Here is a 16626-nt window from a genome sequence, read left to right as displayed (position 1 = left end):
AGAAAACTGCCCTATATCAAGGATCTTCAACTGGAAAAAGAGGCCGTCCTACGCAGTACAACGGTAAAGTAAATTGGAAGGAGTTGGACTTAAGTAAATGGGATTATGTGGGCAAGGATGAGAAATATGAGTATTTGGAAATTTATACCCAGATACTCAACTCCCCACATTTCGATCGCAATTTCCGTATCGTTATGCTGGTTAATAAACGAACCAGTAAATACATTTTACTTGCTTGTGATTTAAAATTAGATGCTCGCACTATCGTCCATTACTACCAATTGAGATTCAAAATAGAGTTCTTGTTTCGAGATGCCAAGCAGTTTTGTGGGTTAACCCACTGTCAGGCTCGAAGTAAAGAAGCTCTTGACTTCCATTTTAATATGAGTCTTGCTGCGGTAAACCTAGCTCAACTCAAAATGGAACTCAATCCAGCCGTTAAGTCAATGAACGGTTTTGTGAGAAGAGCTTATAACCAACGATTGGTCAAATGGCTTTTTTCACAACTCAGCTCTGAAGCTGAGTTTCAATTAAATCATCCCAAAGTTCAACAAGCTATTAAGCTTGGAACTTTGAATTATTCATAAGGGCAGTTTTCTGCCCGTACTATTGTTATACTTATTTTGCATTAAATAATAATTATACCATCGAGCCGCGACTTGGAATGAAGTGGGATATTAACAAAATGCACCAAATAAGTTTAGGCGCAGGATTGCACAGTAAAGTCGAGCCTGTTTCCATTTACCTCGCAGAACAAGCACTGGACAATGGCAACACTATTATTCCAAATAAAGATTTAGACCTTACCAAAGCTACTCACATGGTTTTAGGTTATAACTGGAACTTTGCCAAAAATTTCAGATTGAAAGCGGAAGTTTACTATCAATATTTATACGATGTTCCTGTTAAGCCTGGCGATACAACAAACGTAATAAATGTGCTGAATTTTAGCAGCGGCTTTACCAACGAAAAATTAGTAAACAAAGGTACCGGCAGGAATTATGGGGCTGAACTAACCCTTCAAAAATTCTTTTCAAATAATTGGTACCTGCTGGTAACAGCTTCTCTTTTTGAATCGAAATATACGATGACCGATAACATTGAGCGGGACACACGATTTAACAGCAAATACATTGGAAATTTTGTAGGAGGAAAGGAATTTTTGGTTGGAAAAAACAAACAAAATATTATTGGCACAAACATCAGAACAATCTGGCGAGGTGGTTACAGAACCATTCCTTTAAATGTTGATGAATCGAACGAGCAAAACAAAGATGTTCGAATGTACGATAAAGCTTTTGAAGACAAAGCACCCGATTATTTCAGAATAGATGTAGGTATCAGCTATCGGATAAATAAACCAAGATGGGCTTGGGTACTATCTCTGGATATTCAAAATGTTACAAATCGCTCAAATGTTTGGGACCAATATTATAGCCCCGAAACTAAAAAAATTGAACAAAGTTATCTGGTTGGTTTAGTCCCGATTTTAAATTACAGGATTGAGTTTTAATATCAAAATTTGAGTGCTATGAAAGCCCTGAAAATACGAGTGGAAGCGCAACAATAAATAGATTTCTAAGAAAAATTAAAAACAAACCAAATGAGTTCAAATCCGATTAATCTGGCGGTGCGTTTTCTACTTGAAATATTCTCCTTAGCAGTAATAGGAGTCTGGGGATGGAAACAAAGTGACAGCTGGGAAAAATATGTTCTGGCTATTGGCTTACCGGTTATCGCGGCTGTGATTTGGGGAACATTTGCGGTAGCCAATGACCCCAGCCGTTCGGGCAATGCTCCCGTTCCCGTTTCAGGAATAGTAAGGCTTGGCATTGAATTTTTATTTTTTGGTTTTGCCACCTGGGCATTGTATAATATGGAATCAAATCAGCTGAGCCTGGTGCTTGGTGCCCTTGTGTTGGTACATTATGTCATTTCTTATGACCGCATATTTTGGCTGCTAACAAAATAATCCTAAAGGCATACAAAGGGGGAAAAGGGTAAATTTGTATCCTACATTCAATAAACCATAAAATTAAAGCCATGAGATATATCCTTTTTTTAACGATTGTTCAACTGTTCTCCTTTGGGGGATTAATAGCTCAAACCTGGTCAGGTACCATTCATTTCGGGAAATCGACTATTGACTATCAGGTGAAATTGAAAGAAATGGAGGGCCAAACAAAAGCATTCTTTACAAGTATCGATATGAATGCTTATGAAATTCCTTGTCAAAATACAAGGTTAAAAAAAGACACTTTGGAATTTTATGTCGTAAGTGATTACTACACCTATGAATATCGGTACATCAAACGAAATGAAAATTTCAAAGGAAACCTGAAAATCTATTCCAATGAATCGGAGCAACTATTAAATTCTTTTGAAACAAATCTAAATAGAACGGAACCCAATAAGCAGGATAAAATTGAGAAGATAGATTTTACATTTATTTCTAATGGACTTCAGCTTTCCTGCACCTTGTGGAAGCCTCAGGAATCCGTTAACAAGGGTCTGTTCTTTGTGACCTCATCACAGGGAAACGACCGGAGCGGAACCAATGCAGAAGCTTATTATTTTGCCAATTTAGGATATACCGTTTTTAATTACGATAAACGGGGAACCGGAAAGTCAGAAGGAGCATGGCAATTAGCAACAATCGAAGAGCTCTGTTCTGATGACATGAATGCCATTGAATTTTTCTCAAAAATTTCAGCGCTTCCATTATCCGAAATGGGTATTAAGGGAAGCAGCCAGGGAGGCATTAAAATTCCTTACATCCTCTCAAAATTACCCGATTTGGGTTTTGGTATTTCGATTAGTTGTCCCGACGGTACCCTTTTGGAAAGTGATTTAAACCATTGGAAAAATTTAAATATTAATCGAATAGGCAAAAAAAATATTAATCAGGCCTTAAAAATCCAGAAGGCAGGATATAATTACCTCGCAGGAAATATTTCGTATGAATTTTTAGAACAACTAAAAAATAAAAATAGCCGTGAGGATTGGCTAAAATACGTTTGGATACCTGAACGTGATATCCAAAAAGATTACAAACTAAACTTTAGCGGACTTCCTTATTTTAAGAAAATCACACAACCGGTTTTAGTCATTCACGGATTATCTGATAATGTAATTCCAGACAAAAGCTACAAAACCATTAAAAAGGCAATTGGTAGGTCAAAATCAACAAATTACCAGCTAATCACTTTAGAAAACACATCCCATTCCATGACCTGGCTGAATGAAGACTTTCCATATTTTCAAATACTATCCCCTGAATATCTTCCTCTTGTAAGCGATTGGTTAAAGCAATTTCGCAACAAATAAAATCTAAGTTTAAAAACCAAAACAAAAAAATTATTCGTTTTTAGAATTTATGGCCCCTTTTCTTCCCCATGTCATCTATCATAGCATCCCCCCTTCTCTATAAATACTGCTTAGGGGAATCTCTTTAGCGTCAATAACTACGCATGTAGACAACCATTTCATGAAAGAAACCTGCTTAACACCCAAGCAGTTCCTAAATCAGTAAAGAGAAGCGTTTCAGTTTTTCAATACAATACATTATCTGGTTTGTACGGAATTATAATTCCGTACGCTATTTTATTAATTCAGAACGACTGCTCCTGTTCCTGGGAGTACCTTTGGCTCATAATTAATAACGCTTATCATATAATAGCGAAAATGAAAACCATAAATAGCATACGATACGGAACACCTGACTTCCTTAAAGTGAAGGCCCCCTCCTACTTGCCAATGCAGGGTTTGGCAACATGTTAGGAGGGGCTTTTACCTTCCTATTTTTAAGAAAAAAATAGTGTCCGGGGTTATAAAGTCATCCGCGAGGACATGAATTTATTCAGGCAATGAATTGAAAAGAGGAAAATTGAATCGTAAATAATAAATAAAAAATATGATGAAAATGATTTTTGTGGCATTTTTCGTGATCGTGCTGGGTCAATGCCACGGCCAGGTAATGGCACAGCAGAGCATGGATAAAAATACCGACCGGGAAGGGCTATTCTCCCGATTAATACATAATGAAAGAGTAGCTGTTAAATTCGATTACTTCGGTGAATTGGTATTGCATCCGGGTTTAAGCCTTGGAATCGAGTATACCCTATCATCGAAAAAGTGGGTTACGGTTCATTGGGATACAGATTTAGGCGGATATTGGCATCGATGGAATAACACGGCCCTATTTGCTAAAACATCTATTGGAACAAGGTTTCCTATTTCATCCATGTTCGTCGATTTAAATTTGGGCGCGGGATACATGCACTCCTTTCCAGCTGGTAAGATTTACCATAGGTCGGCAGATGGCAGTGTAGAAAAAGCGCCGAATTGGGGCAACCCTCATTTTATGCCCACTTCTTCAGTATTGCTGGGTTGGGATGGAAGCCGGAAAGCTAATTTACCGCTTAGTATTCACATTGGAGCGGAAGCTTATTTGCAATCAGGAGTTAATCATACTTTCATACCACATGTTGCAGCCAAAATGGGATTTACCTATAAATTCAAAAAATAACTGTTATGAGACACATCATTTTAGTATTTGTTCTATTAACATCAATTTTATTCAGTTCTTGTGAAAAAGAGAGTTTCTACGATGGAGATCATTTCTTCGTAAAAAATGACGGGGCGGAAATGCCCGTTTACATCAAAGGAAATATCGAATCGAAAGTCTTTATCCTTTTTGTACATGGAGGACCCGGTGGAAATGCTTCGTTGTCCTCTTTTCTCCCGGTAGCAAAGGAGTTGGAGAATGACTATGCCTTTGCCTATTGGGATCAACGCGCATCGGGGCTTTCTCAGGGTAATCCCGACAAAGAATCATTTACTGTTGAGCAATTTGTAGAAGATCTTGACCTTGTAATTGATGCGATTAATTTACGGCACAATTATCCTAAAATTGTTTTTTATGGAATAAGCTGGGGCGGTGCACTGGGAAGCGCGTATTTGAGCACCGGAAATTATCAGGATAAGGTAGCTGGATTTATCGATATGGACAGTGGACACAACTTGCTTGAAGGAATTCCAAAATCAGTTGTGTTTGTTAAAGATTACGCTCAGGAACAAATAGATAATGGCTTAGATGTTGACTACTGGACGGAAGCACGCGATTGGTGTGCAACAGTTCCTGATATGACAATAGTGGACAATTATTTCAAATATGACAAATATCTGGATAATACAAATGCTTATCGTCACGACCCGGACCAGGTAGTGCGAGGACCAGAAGTTGGAGCCGCAGGCGTTATGAATTCATACCTTTCGCTGGCCATATTTTTTAACGGACGATATCTCGCAAAGCGCTTTAACATATTGGAATTGAACCTAAGTCCTCAAATGGCAAATATTAAAATACCTACCATGGTTATTTGGGGCCGACACGATGGAGTAAACACGATTGAAATGGGATTCGATGCATTTAATAGCATTGGTGGGCCGGGATTTATGGACAAAGAAATGGTGATCCTAGAAAATAGCGCTCATGAAGGATATATTGAAGAACAGGAATTATTTATGAGTTCATTCCGGCGATTTGTGGATGGACTTTAACAACAGGTCGCTTTACATTATGACAAAGAAACAAATAAAACGAATACTCAGAATAGCATTTATTATTGCAAGCATATCCTCTTTGGCGTTCGTTCCATGGATTTTGGTAAGGGCATGGATATTACCACTTCCAGATACCGTTCAGGAGCAATTAGAGGAAGGTATCGATCACGGGTTTGATGGAATGATTGTTTATGTGGACCAAGCTGGAAAGCCACCGGAATTTTATGCTGCAGGCTGGCATGACCGAAAAAATAAAATACCTGCCTACCCGCAAGCATTATTTAAAATTGCCAGTATTACCAAGCTTTATCTGGCTGTTGCTACCACAAAATTAGTGAAAGCAGGACGTTTGTCTTTGGATAAAACACTCGCTGAATACTTTCCGGAACTAGCCGGAAGAATAGAATATTCAGACAAGATAACCTTGAGAATGATGGTGCAACATCGGAGTGGCATTCCTAATTTTGTAGACCATCCTGATTATTGGATAAAACCGCCAAAAAACAGACAAGAAACACTTGAATACGCGCTGGATTTACCTGCTGACTTTAAACCCGGAAAGCACTATGAATATTCAAATACAAATTATATGTTAATTGAGGACCTTATCGATAAAACGTTAGGTTATCCCCATCAGCAATTTATCAGGGAGGAAATTTTGAATCCACTTGGGCTAAAAAACACGTTCGGTTCGCTTAGTGAAGTGAATATAGACAATGTGATGAGTGGCTATTATGTTGGTGTTGAAAAGGATTTTAAGTATGAAGACACAGGCCTAATGTTAGCTACAGCAGAGGATGTGGGCATATTCTTGCGCGCATTAAACGATGGTTCGGTGTTCAACGAAGGGGAACAGGAAATCTATTCCTCCATTTACGTTTACGAACATACGGGTTTGCTTCCCGGCTATCAAAGTATTGCCAAATACTACAAAGACATCGACACGGTTGTTATTCAATTTAATAATACAACGAACTTTCATGGATATGACTGGAATTTGGCGGAGATAGTATATAGTCGTATTGTGAAAATAGTGAGAAGGGAAAAAAGCTCGTAACATGCATAAAAATAATAAAATGGATAAAAAAGTATTACTCTCCACCTTGTGGATTTTCGCAATTTTAAATTATTTGTATTGCGATATCATGGGAATAATGGATGTAAACCTGTTAAAGCAATATCTGGCAGGAAATGTAAACGGAATGGAAATGAATGAAAATTTCTTATTAGCTTCAGCAATCCTGATGGAAATTCCTATCGTAATGGTTTTGCTGTCGAGAATATTAAATTATAGATCCAACCGGTGGGCAAACATTATTGCCGGAATAATCATGACACTTGTTCAAACAGCGACACTTTTTGCAGTTGCACCTACAAAATATTACTTATTTTGTAGCATTATCGAAATAGCCACTACCATAGCTATTGTGTGGCTCGCTTGGAAATGGATAAATCCAGGGAAAGTGAACGACAAATAAGATTTTAAATCAGAAACGAATGCACAATAAATGCGATAATTGCTTCCTGGCCTCAGCATTTACGTTCTTTATCAGCCTTTGGTGTAATATTACCTTGCAACCTAATTATCGTTATTTCCTTAAACTGCTAAACTAAAATGAAGCATAAAATGATTAAAAAGAGAACTTTTGCAAAAATTACCGGGTACTCACTTTTATTGATGGCAATAATAGCTGGATTTGCATTTGGATTTGCATTTCCTAAAATATTTAACCCGAGCCAACCTGATTTTGTCCAAAGCAACCTTGCCGGTAATTTGCAACTTTACAAATTGATGTTATTAGCTATTGTAATAGTGCTTCTTCTTGATCTATTGGTTTCCTGGACGCTTTATAGGTATTTTAAAGAGGACAATAAAAATATATCATTTGCATCATCAACCTTGAGAATCATATATACAATTGTATTTGGAATTGGGACATTTTATCTGACGAAAAATCTTAATCATACGGAAATAAGTAAGGAGATTATTATCAATAATTTTCAATTGTTCCAATCGATTTGGAGTGCCGGGTTAATCATATTTGGCATTCATCTGTTTTTAGTTGGAATTTTAATGAAACTTCATGCCCGGGTACCAAAGATTTTATGGTATTTGGCATTAATCGCTGGAGTTTCTTACGTAGTTGTCCACTTCCTGAAATTAACTCTTCCTCAATCAGCTATGGTAAGTAATTTGGAAATGATTCTCGCGCTTCCTATGGCCATTGGAGAACTTGGACTGGCTGTTTGGTTGATTATTGATAAAAAAGCGTCATGAAAAAATTAAAAGTCGGGCTTTGGATTCCTCCAAGAAAAGACCTGGAAGTTTCCATCACCATGCAAAACCCGGCCCACATTGATGAGCGTATTTACAACTTGTTTTGTTCCTTTTTAATCAAAAAGGAAGTCGATTATGTCGAGCATTTGGATTTCAGAAAAGCGATCATCAAAAACCACCAGGTTTTTATTGGTGATTATTGTTTAAGTAATCTTGACCACTTTGTATGGATGGGCATGCTGGACCGCAGTCGGGATAGTTATCACATGGAAGTGCTGCGGGTTCTTGAACTAAGTACAAAAGTACATAACTCCCATTCCTTTTATGCTGTAGCTACGGATAAGTTTATTGCATTTAGTATCTTACACAAGTATAATATTCCGGTTTCAGATTTATACCTGGTCAACCCGGATAATTACGGCTTATTGGAACCTTTGTTTGAAACGTCTTCTTTCCTGCTCAAGCCAAGAAGATCCTCTTTTGGCATTGGGATTGTGAAAATAGATCATTTCAATCAACTAAGAGATATTATCGGTTACCACCCAAAGAAGGATTATTATTTAGAAAAATTTTACCCAAACAATATAGAAGAATGGGTTGGGGTAACCGTCATTAACGGAAAGGTCTTATATGGATTCCGAAAAAAAAGCACTAAAATATCGGGCTGGAAAGTATATGATGAAGATAGCATTGGCGGAGAGACGGTTTATGTCAAACCTGGCCATGAAATTGAATCCATTGCGATTAAAATAGGGGAAATTTTAGGCGCTGATTACTTTGGCCTGGATTTTATCAAAACCCAGGATGGCTACAAAGTAGTAGATATTAATTGTTCTCCAGGCCTCTATTATGATTTCATCCAGGATTTAAACATTCCTATTGCGGAGCTGTTTTTTGATATGCTCCCGATTTAATTGGAAAACGGAGACCGCTGAAAGAGTAGGTAAGAAAATAAAAACCGACAATCATGAAAATAGAATGCACTTCTGGGAGAGGGAATTTCCAGATCGTAAAAGGGACATTTGCAGTGTTGAAAGTAGATTATACCAGTTGGTTCTCAAGTAAAGCGGAAGCAAGGTACAAAGGGGTAAACATTGAAATACAACCCCAAAACTTCTTCCGCACTAAATTCGGAATACTGAAAAACGGGATTCCCATGGGGCGAATTAATTACCATTGGAAAAGAACCATCAGCATCAACTGGATCCAGGAGGCAGGCGTGGCCGAGCGGAGTTTTTTGTTTAGATCCAGGGGCGCATGGAAACACCGCTTTGAACTGCTGGACGAATCCGATAACCTGGTGTTGACCATGTATCCCAAATGGATCTGGAGGAAATTTGATTTCGACTATGACATTGAAGCAGATATCAACCAGTTTGAGGAAGAAACGCTTACTGAATTGCTGATCTACTGTGGATTTGCCGCACGGCTCTACAAACAAAAAAAAGCCGCGGCCAGCGCGGGTTAAACTTAACGGACTTAAAGGATGGATGGATTAACCCTGGCCGGTTATTTATAAGCTGTTGGGTTCCATATTTTTTATTCATTTTTGTCTATCCCTTCGTGTTTTCGGAGTGGTTAAGCAAAATTGAATACCAATGAATGACCTGCAAAAATCGATTTTAATGGCTGCGGATCATATTGCCCGAAAAAATCCAAAAATGACGGCGCTGTTTGCAGTACAAACCAGCCCCGTTGAACAGATCAATACCGTCGGAGAAGCCATGAAACACCTCGAAAAGATCAAAGATTATCTGCAGTTAATCATTGATAGAAATGCGAAAAAGACTTTTAACTATAGGTCTTTAGCCTGGTGGGAGGAGGAATTTTATTCAGAGGGTATTAATTAAACTCAATAAGTCAAAATTCGGGCCGTTTTATGGTTTAAATTTCATCGCCTCCATTTCAATGAAAACCAGTTTAGGGTAAAAAAAGTGCTGCGGGGAAATGAGCGGAGGAAGAAGGTTATCATAATTATAATTTTTTTTATAATTTAGGGGTTGCATTTCCAGGGGGGGATTTTTATGAAAAAATGGAGAGAAAGAAGAGAGGGAAATCAACCAAAACCTTACTGATGGAGGCATTTATTGATGATTTACTGGACAGGTTCAGGAGTAACGAGCGCATCGCCGAATTGAGCCAGTTGGCCCGGCAATATGAATTTGCTTTTACGAGTAAAGAAAAATTTTCCAATCAACCTTTTTTTCTCAAAGGATTTGACATTTTTAAGGGAAAAAAATCCAAGCGTTTAAAAGGTATTTTACAGAAGCAGGATCCATCCTTTTCCGGAATCATAAGGATTTATGATTATACCTATTACGGGGAGTTTAAGAAGCGTACCACAACTATTTTTGAAATCAAGAGTGAGGAATTTGATTTCGATAAATTTGAAATTAGGCCCAAAGGTACCCTGAACCAGATCCAGGAGTTTTTTATGGATAAGGAGAAACCTTTCCCTGAGAAAAAGGAATTTCATTCAAAGTATGAAATAAAAACCAACGACAGTATTATTTTTGAAGGGCAGGCAGGAAGCCGGGTATTGGAAGATATCGCCAAAAAAAAAGGGTTGTCCGTCGAAGGAGAAGCGGATTATCTTCTTTTGTATTATCGAAATCAAAGAATCCCTTCTAAAGAGATGATGCTGGAATATGACTTTGTACTCGATCTGATAGAACATATTTTATATGATTATTCAGATGATTACGTTTGATTCTACCGTGCCAACTACTTAACATCAGCGCTTTCTCATAGATGGAAAAAGAATACCAAAGCCCATTCTATTATGAGAAAAATCACAGACCACGTTTACCAGATCACCCTGGGGGCGGTAAACGCATTTGTCATTGAAGATGACGGGCTGACGCTCGTCGATACAGGATACAAAGGAAGTGCCGATAAAATTTTCAACGCGATCAAAAAAGGCGGAAAAGATCCAAAAGATATCAGGCGGATCATTCTCACTCATTTACACCTTGATCATGCGGGAAGTGCGGCCGAAATAAAAAGAAGGCTCAATGTACCGGTCATGGCCCATGAAGAGGATGCGAAGGAGATCGAAAAAGGAATCGCAGGACGAAAATCCAGAGTTGTTTCGCCGGGAGGGTTCAACTGGCTTATGTTTCAGCTTTTAATCAAAGGAACTCCTGTCGTAATTGAGCCGACCCAGGTGGATCGAAGGCTTCAGGATGGGGATGAACTCCCGTTTGCAGGAGGGATCCAGGTGATCCATACCCCCGGCCACACCGCGGGACATATAGCTTTATGGGTCAGGGCAGACAACCTGGTGATAGCCGGAGACATTTGTGCCAATATTTTCGGCTTGGCCCTGAGTGTTGTTTATGAAGATACGGATATTGGCCTCCAAAGCCTTAGAAAAGTTGCTGCCCTGGATTTTGACAAGGCGGTATTTGGTCACGGAGGGCCCATTCACCGTGGCGCAAATCTTAAATTAAGAAAAAAATTCGGCTAAACGTTCAGGTAATTCATCAACGATTCATAGCGTTCCTTGAGCGTGTCAAGATATTCTACTTCGTTAAAAGAGGCTTTTATGTCATATTCAAAGCGCTCGAACGAAGCGAGGATGGAATTGATCTGCTGGTTGTTTATTTTAAGAGTCACCTCAATTTGAGAAGTATCCTGGCTTGAGGTAACATATGAACTCAAAATCACGGAATTTTCAGACTCCACGATTCGTGCAATTTCTGATAAGGCATAATCTATTTTTGCCATTTCAAGCACAATGATGCTACCTGGTTCGGTGAAAGGCAATGTTTTGGCAAAACGGTACAAAACATCTTCCATGCTGACCAATCCGAGGTAATGCTGCTCATCATCGATGACGGGAACTACGGTCAGGTGATAATCCGCCATAAGTTTCATGACTTCATAGAGGTGGGATTTACTCTGTACACAGGGCTTGGGTAAGGACAGTGCGTAGGAACCGACAGGCTCAGTGGCATCATAGTCAAGGATGTCATCTTCTGACACCAGACCGAGTAGTTCCTTGTCATTAACGACAGGTAAGTGCCTGATATGAAATTCATTCATCACTTCAAGCGCGCTTTCCCCGGTATCGGAAGTCCGCAGGGGAACAATAACATTCGATATAAGTGTTTCTGTGATCATTTATTTTTCTGCGAGTAATTTTTTCTTTTGCACAGTAAATTCATCTTCTGTGAGTAATCCTTTTTTTCTCAATTCACCCAGTTTGTTCAATTGTTCAAGCAAATCTCCCGAGGTAATGGCCGGAGTGCTGAGCAAATCTTCTTTTGGCGCTTCCAGCCGTTGTTGAGGAAGCTGGAATTTGTTCTGCTCAAAAGTTTCGAATTCCTTCTGAACCCTAATAAAAGCTAAAGCATCGTGAGTGCGTATGCGGTCAAAATCTGAAAATCCATAACTCACTGCTTTGTCCAGGTGGTCAAAGGCCTTTTCTGCATTCTCCATCAGGGAATAGGCACAGGCGATATTGAAATGTACTGCAACATCTCTGGGGTTAACTTCCAACACTTTTTCAAAATCCTTTATGGCTCCTTCGTATTCGTATTCCTTGAACTTCTTGATCCCGCTGGCTTTAAAAGGACTTACCGCGGCAATTTTCTGGCGCTGTGTCTGCCTGCGGTTTGTTGTTTTTTGAGGCTCCGGTCTTTTTCTATCGAAATCAGGTCTTTCAGGGCGTGTTCTTCTCATATTTTTATAACGTTCGCGTTCCATTTCCCTCTTTCTTTCATAATCAGGATCTCCAGTGTTGAAGAATTTTTTGTTGTATTTTTTATCGAATTCTTTTTGATCCATGGAAAGAAACACAATGGCATCAATGACCCCGATGATGGCCGCTACCGGCCATCCGAACATCCTCCATCCGGCACTGAACAAAAAAATCATACCGATACCCATGCCCACCTGTCCAAGATAAAACCGGTGAACACCAAATGAGCCAAAAAAGAAGGCCATTATAGCGGCAATATTTTTATTTTTCATAGACTAAACGCGCTGTCTTTTGCTTTGCTTTTGATTAATTAACCTCTATAACCCAGGTTTTGTTGCAAACCTGCTTCATTTAGGAGAAAAAAATCGACAAGATAATACCGTAAAGTCGTCGGGGTATTTCTCTTCTCCGATAAATGCTTCAATATATTCTTTCAATTGTTGGGTAAAATCCTTTGCGGAGACAAGATAATGACCTTGTACAAAATGCTGCAATTTTTCTTCCGATAAAAAATCACCCTGGTGGTTCCGGATATCTGTAAGGCCATCTGTAAAACTCAGAATTACGGCTTCTCCACTCAGCTTGATCTGCCCGATTTCCAGTTTGGGTAATTGCTCAAAAAGCCCGAGCAGGGTACATCCTTTATCCAGTAAATGAATGTGACCATCGTCTACCAGGATCGGTGGGGTATGCCCGGCATTAATGTAACGAAGGTTGCGTGTGGCAATATCGTATTCGCCGATAAAAAAAGTGATGAATTTGTCTCCCAGGGTTATCCTGTTGACGGCATTATTGATATCGTGGATGAAATCGTGGAGGTTCGAGCGGTGTTTATTGATGAGTGTTTTGAAGTTGGCCTGGAAATTTGCCATCAACAAGGCAGCACTTACCCCTTTGCCCGAAATGTCACCGATGCAGAAGAACAACTTGCCATCCTCAAATTCGAGGAAGTCAAGGTAATCTCCTCCGACACGGAAATGCGGCTTGTAAATACCGGCAAGTTCGTAATGTTCATTGGACGGCAACTTCTGGGGAATGAGCAGGCGCTGCATCTCAGCGGCCAGTTCCATTTCTTTGTTGTACCGTTCCTGTTCTATCTGACGCTTGAAAAGTCTTTTGTTTTCAATGGCCACGGCAATCACATTGGTGATGGTCGTGATCAGCTGCACTTTGTTGTACATGTCTTCCTCGTCAGAAAAACCGCCGATAAAGACATAGGCAATGGGGTACTTTTTATGCGCTACCGGGATGACTACGTCAAACTGGCTGATTAAAGGATGTTTTTTGTCATCGAGGTTGTTGGGACCTTTTATCTCTGCAAGGATGGGACTGATATCTTTAGCCAGTAAATTTTTAGCAATATTGATGGAAGAGGCACAATGCCAGTTCCCGTCATCGCTCTTTACAAAAAGGGCCATTTTTTTTATGGTCAGCTCCCAACTCAGAAAAGAATGGTACATCTCATAAAGTTCATCTGCCGACACATTGTCGTTGATGGCTTGAGTAATGGTCAACAGACTATTGATCTGCAACCGCTTCAGGTTGAGTTCCTTTTCTAAAGCTTCGAGTTTTGAGAGGCCCATTTTAATATCAGTAAGATTGGACATTTTGGGTCGAATTTAAAGTGCTTTACAATGATTAATTGTTAGTAGATTTTGTTTTGTTTGTTGGTTAATCGAAAATAAAATCCCGGTAAACTTCCGTAAATTTTTCCTTCATTGACAAATATCGTAAATAATGCCGAGATTCTTGAATCTTAAGAAGGGATGGTGCATAATTTGTAGCTTTTGCTAAGATTTGAAGGCTGCCCAAACGTTGAATTTGGGGCGTCGATGATTTATTTCTCCTGTTTTTTGGTTGACCTTTTTCGTTGTCTTCCCCCTCTTAAAACTCACTTGAAACCATCTTGAAACTACCTTGAAACTACCTTGGAACAATTTTGAACCCAACTTAAAATCGACCGAAGGGAGATCCTCGTGCACGCAGTGCCGGGACAATTTTGAAACCCTTTGAAACTCTTTGAACTCTTTGAACCTTTCTGGACCCTTCCGACCATAGATAAGGAAGTGAAACAACACTAAAATCAATCATTCATCAACATTCATTATATTAGCCGAATGAAAGTCCTGATCATAGAACCTTTTTTTTCCGGCAGCCACCGCCAATGGGCTGAAGCCTATCAGCAATTCAGCAGGCATGAGGTTGAAATCCTCAGCCTAAAAGGTCGCCACTGGAAATGGCGGATGTTCGGTGGAGCGGTAAGCCTCGCGGATGATTTTATGAAAATGGATTTTGAGCCCGACCTGATCCTGGCAACGGATATGCTCGATCTGTCGACCTTCCTTGGGCTCACCAGAACCAGGGAGATTCCCGTAGCGCTCTATTTTCATGAAAATCAAATTACCTATCCCTGGACAGGCATCAAAGCTGCAGCAGCTGGAGAACTCAACCGCCAGTACGGCTTCATTAACTATACTAGTGCCCTCGCTGCCGATAAAGTATTTTTCAACTCCGTCTTCCATCAAAAATCTTTTTTGGAGGGGTTGAAACCTTTCCTCAAAGCTTTCCCGGATCATCGCGGATTGAAAAATATCGATAAGATCGTTGAAAAAAGCGCTGTCCTCCACCTGGGGATGGATCTGAAATCACTGGATCGCGAAAGCAGGAATCGCGAAATGAAAGCACCCGTTTTACTTTGGAATCATCGTTGGGAGTACGACAAAAACCCGGCACTGTTTTTTAATACACTGTTTAAGTTAAAAGAAAAAGGAACGGCTTTTCAGCTCATAGTGGTTGGAGAGGCTTACCAGCAGGTTCCCCCGGTATTTGAAGAAGCCCGCGAGCGGCTTCGGGAGGAAATCATCCACTTCGGTTTTGCCGCAAGCAGAGGTGAATACGCAGCGTTATTACACGAGGCCGACATTTTGCCCGTGACGAGTCACCAGGATTTCTTCGGAGGCAGTATAGTGGAAGCGATTTATTGCGATTGTTATCCCCTTTTGCCGGAAAGGCTGGCTTACCCGGAGCATATTCCCGGGGATAAAAAGAAAAACCATTTCTATCGTTCCGACGAAGATTTGCTGCCTATGCTTGAAAATATTATAGCGCAAAAGAATCTTTTTAATCAGCCTGGTGCGTATAAAAATTTTGTTACTAAATACGATTGGAGTACATTAGCTACCCAATATGACGATGCGTTGAAAAATTTATTAGGATGAAATATGTAAAACAAAACGAAAAAACGATTGCTTATTCCAGTGAGGGCAAGGGAAACGTTGTGGTATTAGTACACGGATTTTGTGAAGATAGTTTTATCTGGGATGAATTTAAACTCGATTTAATCGAAAAAAAATACCGGGTGGTGTGTATTGATCTGCCTGGTTTTGGAGCATCAGAAGTAGTCGAAAACCTGACCATTGACGGTATGGCCGATGCCGTGAAGGCTGTCGTCGATCATTTGAATCTCACTGACTTTATTATTATCGGCCATTCAATGGGAGGATACACGGGACTCGCCTTTGCCAGGAAATTCCCGGAATACCTCAAAGGTCTGGGAATATTCCATTCACATCCTTATGCTGATTCGGAAGAAAAAAAGAAAAATCGCTACAAAGGCATAAATTTTATCCTGGAGCAGGGGCACCACCTTTTTGTCAAACAACTTATCCCTAAATTGTTCGCCCCTGATTTTGCACGCAGCAATCGTTTTTTGCTCGACAAACTTATCCATAAAGCCTCCCAATACGATCCTGAAGGCATCATCCAGGGGCAAAAAGCCATGGCTGAAAGACCCGATCAATCGGCTGTTTTACAAACGATCAGCGTACCGGTATTATTTATCATCGGGGAAAAAGACGGAGCTGTTACCATGGAACAAAGTATGGATCAGACCTCTTTACCGGAGGTAACTTCAGTGCACGTTTTGGAAAAAGTAGGCCACATGGGCATGTTTGAATCCAAAAGAAATACCCAGTTGATGGTGCGCCAATTTGCAGACTTTTGTTATGACCAGTGAAATTGCCCTAGCCTCTTAAGTTAATGGAGGAACAATAAGAAGGTCATTTTTTAATGATTCGTG

Annotated in this window: 18 protein-coding genes and 1 pseudogene; 16 read left to right on the top strand and 3 right to left on the bottom strand. The window is 39.8% G+C overall.

What is annotated here, in order from left to right; genetic code table 11:
* The first annotated feature begins 35 nt into the window (after positions 1-35).
* The 14 genes and pseudogenes from H6571_11520 to H6571_11455 all read left to right on the top strand — a co-directional run bounded on the left by H6571_11520 (position 36) and on the right by H6571_11455 (position 11312).
* Positions 36-587, top strand: a pseudogene (locus H6571_11520) (transposase).
* Positions 588-664: 77 nt separating this feature from the next.
* Positions 665-1513, top strand: a complete 849-nt coding sequence (locus H6571_11515; protein ID MCB9324354.1) for a TonB-dependent receptor — start codon at positions 665-667, stop codon at positions 1511-1513.
* 90 nt (positions 1514-1603) lie between these two features.
* On the top strand, positions 1604-1972 hold the full coding sequence (locus H6571_11510; protein ID MCB9324353.1) for a YrdB family protein: 369 nt from the start codon (positions 1604-1606) through the stop codon (positions 1970-1972).
* Positions 1973-2043: 71 nt separating this feature from the next.
* Positions 2044-3327, top strand: coding sequence for a hypothetical protein (locus H6571_11505; protein ID MCB9324352.1), 1284 nt, complete (start codon positions 2044-2046; stop codon positions 3325-3327).
* A gap of 586 nt (positions 3328-3913) precedes the next feature.
* Positions 3914-4528 carry a hypothetical protein gene (locus H6571_11500; GenBank protein MCB9324351.1) on the top strand — a complete coding sequence of 205 codons (615 nt, stop codon included), beginning with the start codon at positions 3914-3916 and terminating at the stop codon, positions 4526-4528.
* A 5-nt stretch (positions 4529-4533) separates the two neighbouring features.
* On the top strand, positions 4534-5562 hold the full coding sequence (locus H6571_11495) for an alpha/beta hydrolase (GenBank protein ID MCB9324350.1): 1029 nt from the start codon (positions 4534-4536) through the stop codon (positions 5560-5562).
* Positions 5563-5581: 19 nt separating this feature from the next.
* A complete protein-coding gene (locus H6571_11490) occupies positions 5582-6622 on the top strand; it encodes a beta-lactamase family protein (protein ID MCB9324349.1) in 1041 nt (346 codons plus the stop codon).
* Position 6623: 1 nt separating this feature from the next.
* Entirely contained in the window at positions 6624-7043 is a 420-nt protein-coding gene (locus tag H6571_11485; GenBank protein MCB9324348.1) for a hypothetical protein, read from the top strand.
* Between the two features lie 149 nt (positions 7044-7192).
* Entirely contained in the window at positions 7193-7843 is a 651-nt protein-coding gene (locus tag H6571_11480) for a DUF4386 domain-containing protein (protein MCB9324347.1), read from the top strand.
* Positions 7840-8757, top strand: a complete 918-nt coding sequence (locus tag H6571_11475; protein ID MCB9324346.1) for a hypothetical protein — start codon at positions 7840-7842, stop codon at positions 8755-8757. Before H6571_11480 ends, H6571_11475 begins: the two co-directional genes overlap by 4 nt.
* Positions 8758-8810: 53 nt before the next feature.
* On the top strand, positions 8811-9311 hold the full coding sequence (locus H6571_11470) for an aminotransferase (GenBank protein ID MCB9324345.1): 501 nt from the start codon (positions 8811-8813) through the stop codon (positions 9309-9311).
* Positions 9312-9441: 130 nt separating this feature from the next.
* Entirely contained in the window at positions 9442-9693 is a 252-nt protein-coding gene (locus H6571_11465; GenBank protein MCB9324344.1) for a hypothetical protein, read from the top strand.
* A 182-nt stretch (positions 9694-9875) separates the two neighbouring features.
* A complete protein-coding gene (locus H6571_11460) occupies positions 9876-10553 on the top strand; it encodes a hypothetical protein (GenBank protein ID MCB9324343.1) in 678 nt (225 codons plus the stop codon).
* A gap of 72 nt (positions 10554-10625) precedes the next feature.
* Complete coding sequence (locus H6571_11455; protein ID MCB9324342.1) at positions 10626-11312, top strand: MBL fold metallo-hydrolase; 687 nt, start codon at positions 10626-10628, stop codon at positions 11310-11312.
* Here H6571_11455 and H6571_11450 read toward each other — a convergent pair.
* From H6571_11450 to H6571_11440, 3 genes are all read right to left on the bottom strand, one after another.
* Entirely contained in the window at positions 11309-11968 is a 660-nt protein-coding gene (locus tag H6571_11450; GenBank protein ID MCB9324341.1) for a CBS domain-containing protein, read from the bottom strand. The two genes, H6571_11455 and H6571_11450, sit on opposite strands and share 4 nt — an antisense overlap.
* Positions 11969-12820: an NINE protein gene (locus H6571_11445; GenBank protein MCB9324340.1), complete on the bottom strand. Its 852-nt coding sequence runs from the start codon at positions 12818-12820 to the stop codon at positions 11969-11971.
* Positions 12821-12895: 75 nt separating this feature from the next.
* Positions 12896-14155, bottom strand: a complete 1260-nt coding sequence (locus H6571_11440) for a PP2C family protein-serine/threonine phosphatase (protein MCB9324339.1) — start codon at positions 14153-14155, stop codon at positions 12896-12898.
* Between the two features lie 510 nt (positions 14156-14665).
* Here H6571_11440 and H6571_11435 point away from each other — a divergent pair.
* Positions 14666-15766 (top strand): DUF3524 domain-containing protein, encoded by a 1101-nt coding sequence (locus tag H6571_11435; protein MCB9324338.1) that lies wholly within the window; start codon positions 14666-14668, stop codon positions 15764-15766.
* Positions 15763-16563, top strand: coding sequence for an alpha/beta hydrolase (locus tag H6571_11430; GenBank protein MCB9324337.1), 801 nt, complete (start codon positions 15763-15765; stop codon positions 16561-16563). Before H6571_11435 ends, H6571_11430 begins: the two co-directional genes overlap by 4 nt.
* The last annotated feature ends 63 nt before the right edge of the window (positions 16564-16626 follow it).

Source organism: Lewinellaceae bacterium, from assembly GCA_020636105.1.
In the GTDB taxonomy this organism is placed as follows: Bacteria; Bacteroidota; Bacteroidia; order Chitinophagales; family Saprospiraceae; genus BCD1.
Note: the sequence above shows the minus strand (reverse complement) of the source record. Positions and strands in the feature narration are given on the sequence as shown.

Bases quoted from the DNA above. Each gene is read 5' to 3' on its own strand.
- H6571_11515 (MCB9324354.1), top strand. From the start codon at position 665: ATGAAGTGGGATATTAACAAAATGCACCAAATAAGTTTAGGCGCAGGA.
- H6571_11510 (MCB9324353.1), top strand. From the start codon at position 1,604: ATGAGTTCAAATCCGATTAATCTGGCGGTGCGTTTTCTACTTGAAATA.
- H6571_11505 (MCB9324352.1), top strand. From the start codon at position 2,044: ATGAGATATATCCTTTTTTTAACGATTGTTCAACTGTTCTCCTTTGGG.
- H6571_11500 (MCB9324351.1), top strand. From the start codon at position 3,914: ATGATGAAAATGATTTTTGTGGCATTTTTCGTGATCGTGCTGGGTCAA.
- H6571_11495 (MCB9324350.1), top strand. From the start codon at position 4,534: ATGAGACACATCATTTTAGTATTTGTTCTATTAACATCAATTTTATTC.
- H6571_11490 (MCB9324349.1), top strand. From the start codon at position 5,582: ATGACAAAGAAACAAATAAAACGAATACTCAGAATAGCATTTATTATT.
- H6571_11485 (MCB9324348.1), top strand. From the start codon at position 6,624: ATGCATAAAAATAATAAAATGGATAAAAAAGTATTACTCTCCACCTTG.
- H6571_11480 (MCB9324347.1), top strand. From the start codon at position 7,193: ATGATTAAAAAGAGAACTTTTGCAAAAATTACCGGGTACTCACTTTTA.
- H6571_11475 (MCB9324346.1), top strand. From the start codon at position 7,840: ATGAAAAAATTAAAAGTCGGGCTTTGGATTCCTCCAAGAAAAGACCTG.
- H6571_11470 (MCB9324345.1), top strand. From the start codon at position 8,811: ATGAAAATAGAATGCACTTCTGGGAGAGGGAATTTCCAGATCGTAAAA.
- H6571_11465 (MCB9324344.1), top strand. From the start codon at position 9,442: ATGAATGACCTGCAAAAATCGATTTTAATGGCTGCGGATCATATTGCC.
- H6571_11460 (MCB9324343.1), top strand. From the start codon at position 9,876: ATGGAGAGAAAGAAGAGAGGGAAATCAACCAAAACCTTACTGATGGAG.
- H6571_11455 (MCB9324342.1), top strand. From the start codon at position 10,626: ATGAGAAAAATCACAGACCACGTTTACCAGATCACCCTGGGGGCGGTA.
- H6571_11450 (MCB9324341.1), bottom strand. From the start codon at position 11,968: ATGATCACAGAAACACTTATATCGAATGTTATTGTTCCCCTGCGGACT.
- H6571_11445 (MCB9324340.1), bottom strand. From the start codon at position 12,820: ATGAAAAATAAAAATATTGCCGCTATAATGGCCTTCTTTTTTGGCTCA.
- H6571_11440 (MCB9324339.1), bottom strand. From the start codon at position 14,155: ATGTCCAATCTTACTGATATTAAAATGGGCCTCTCAAAACTCGAAGCT.
- H6571_11435 (MCB9324338.1), top strand. From the start codon at position 14,666: ATGAAAGTCCTGATCATAGAACCTTTTTTTTCCGGCAGCCACCGCCAA.
- H6571_11430 (MCB9324337.1), top strand. From the start codon at position 15,763: ATGAAATATGTAAAACAAAACGAAAAAACGATTGCTTATTCCAGTGAG.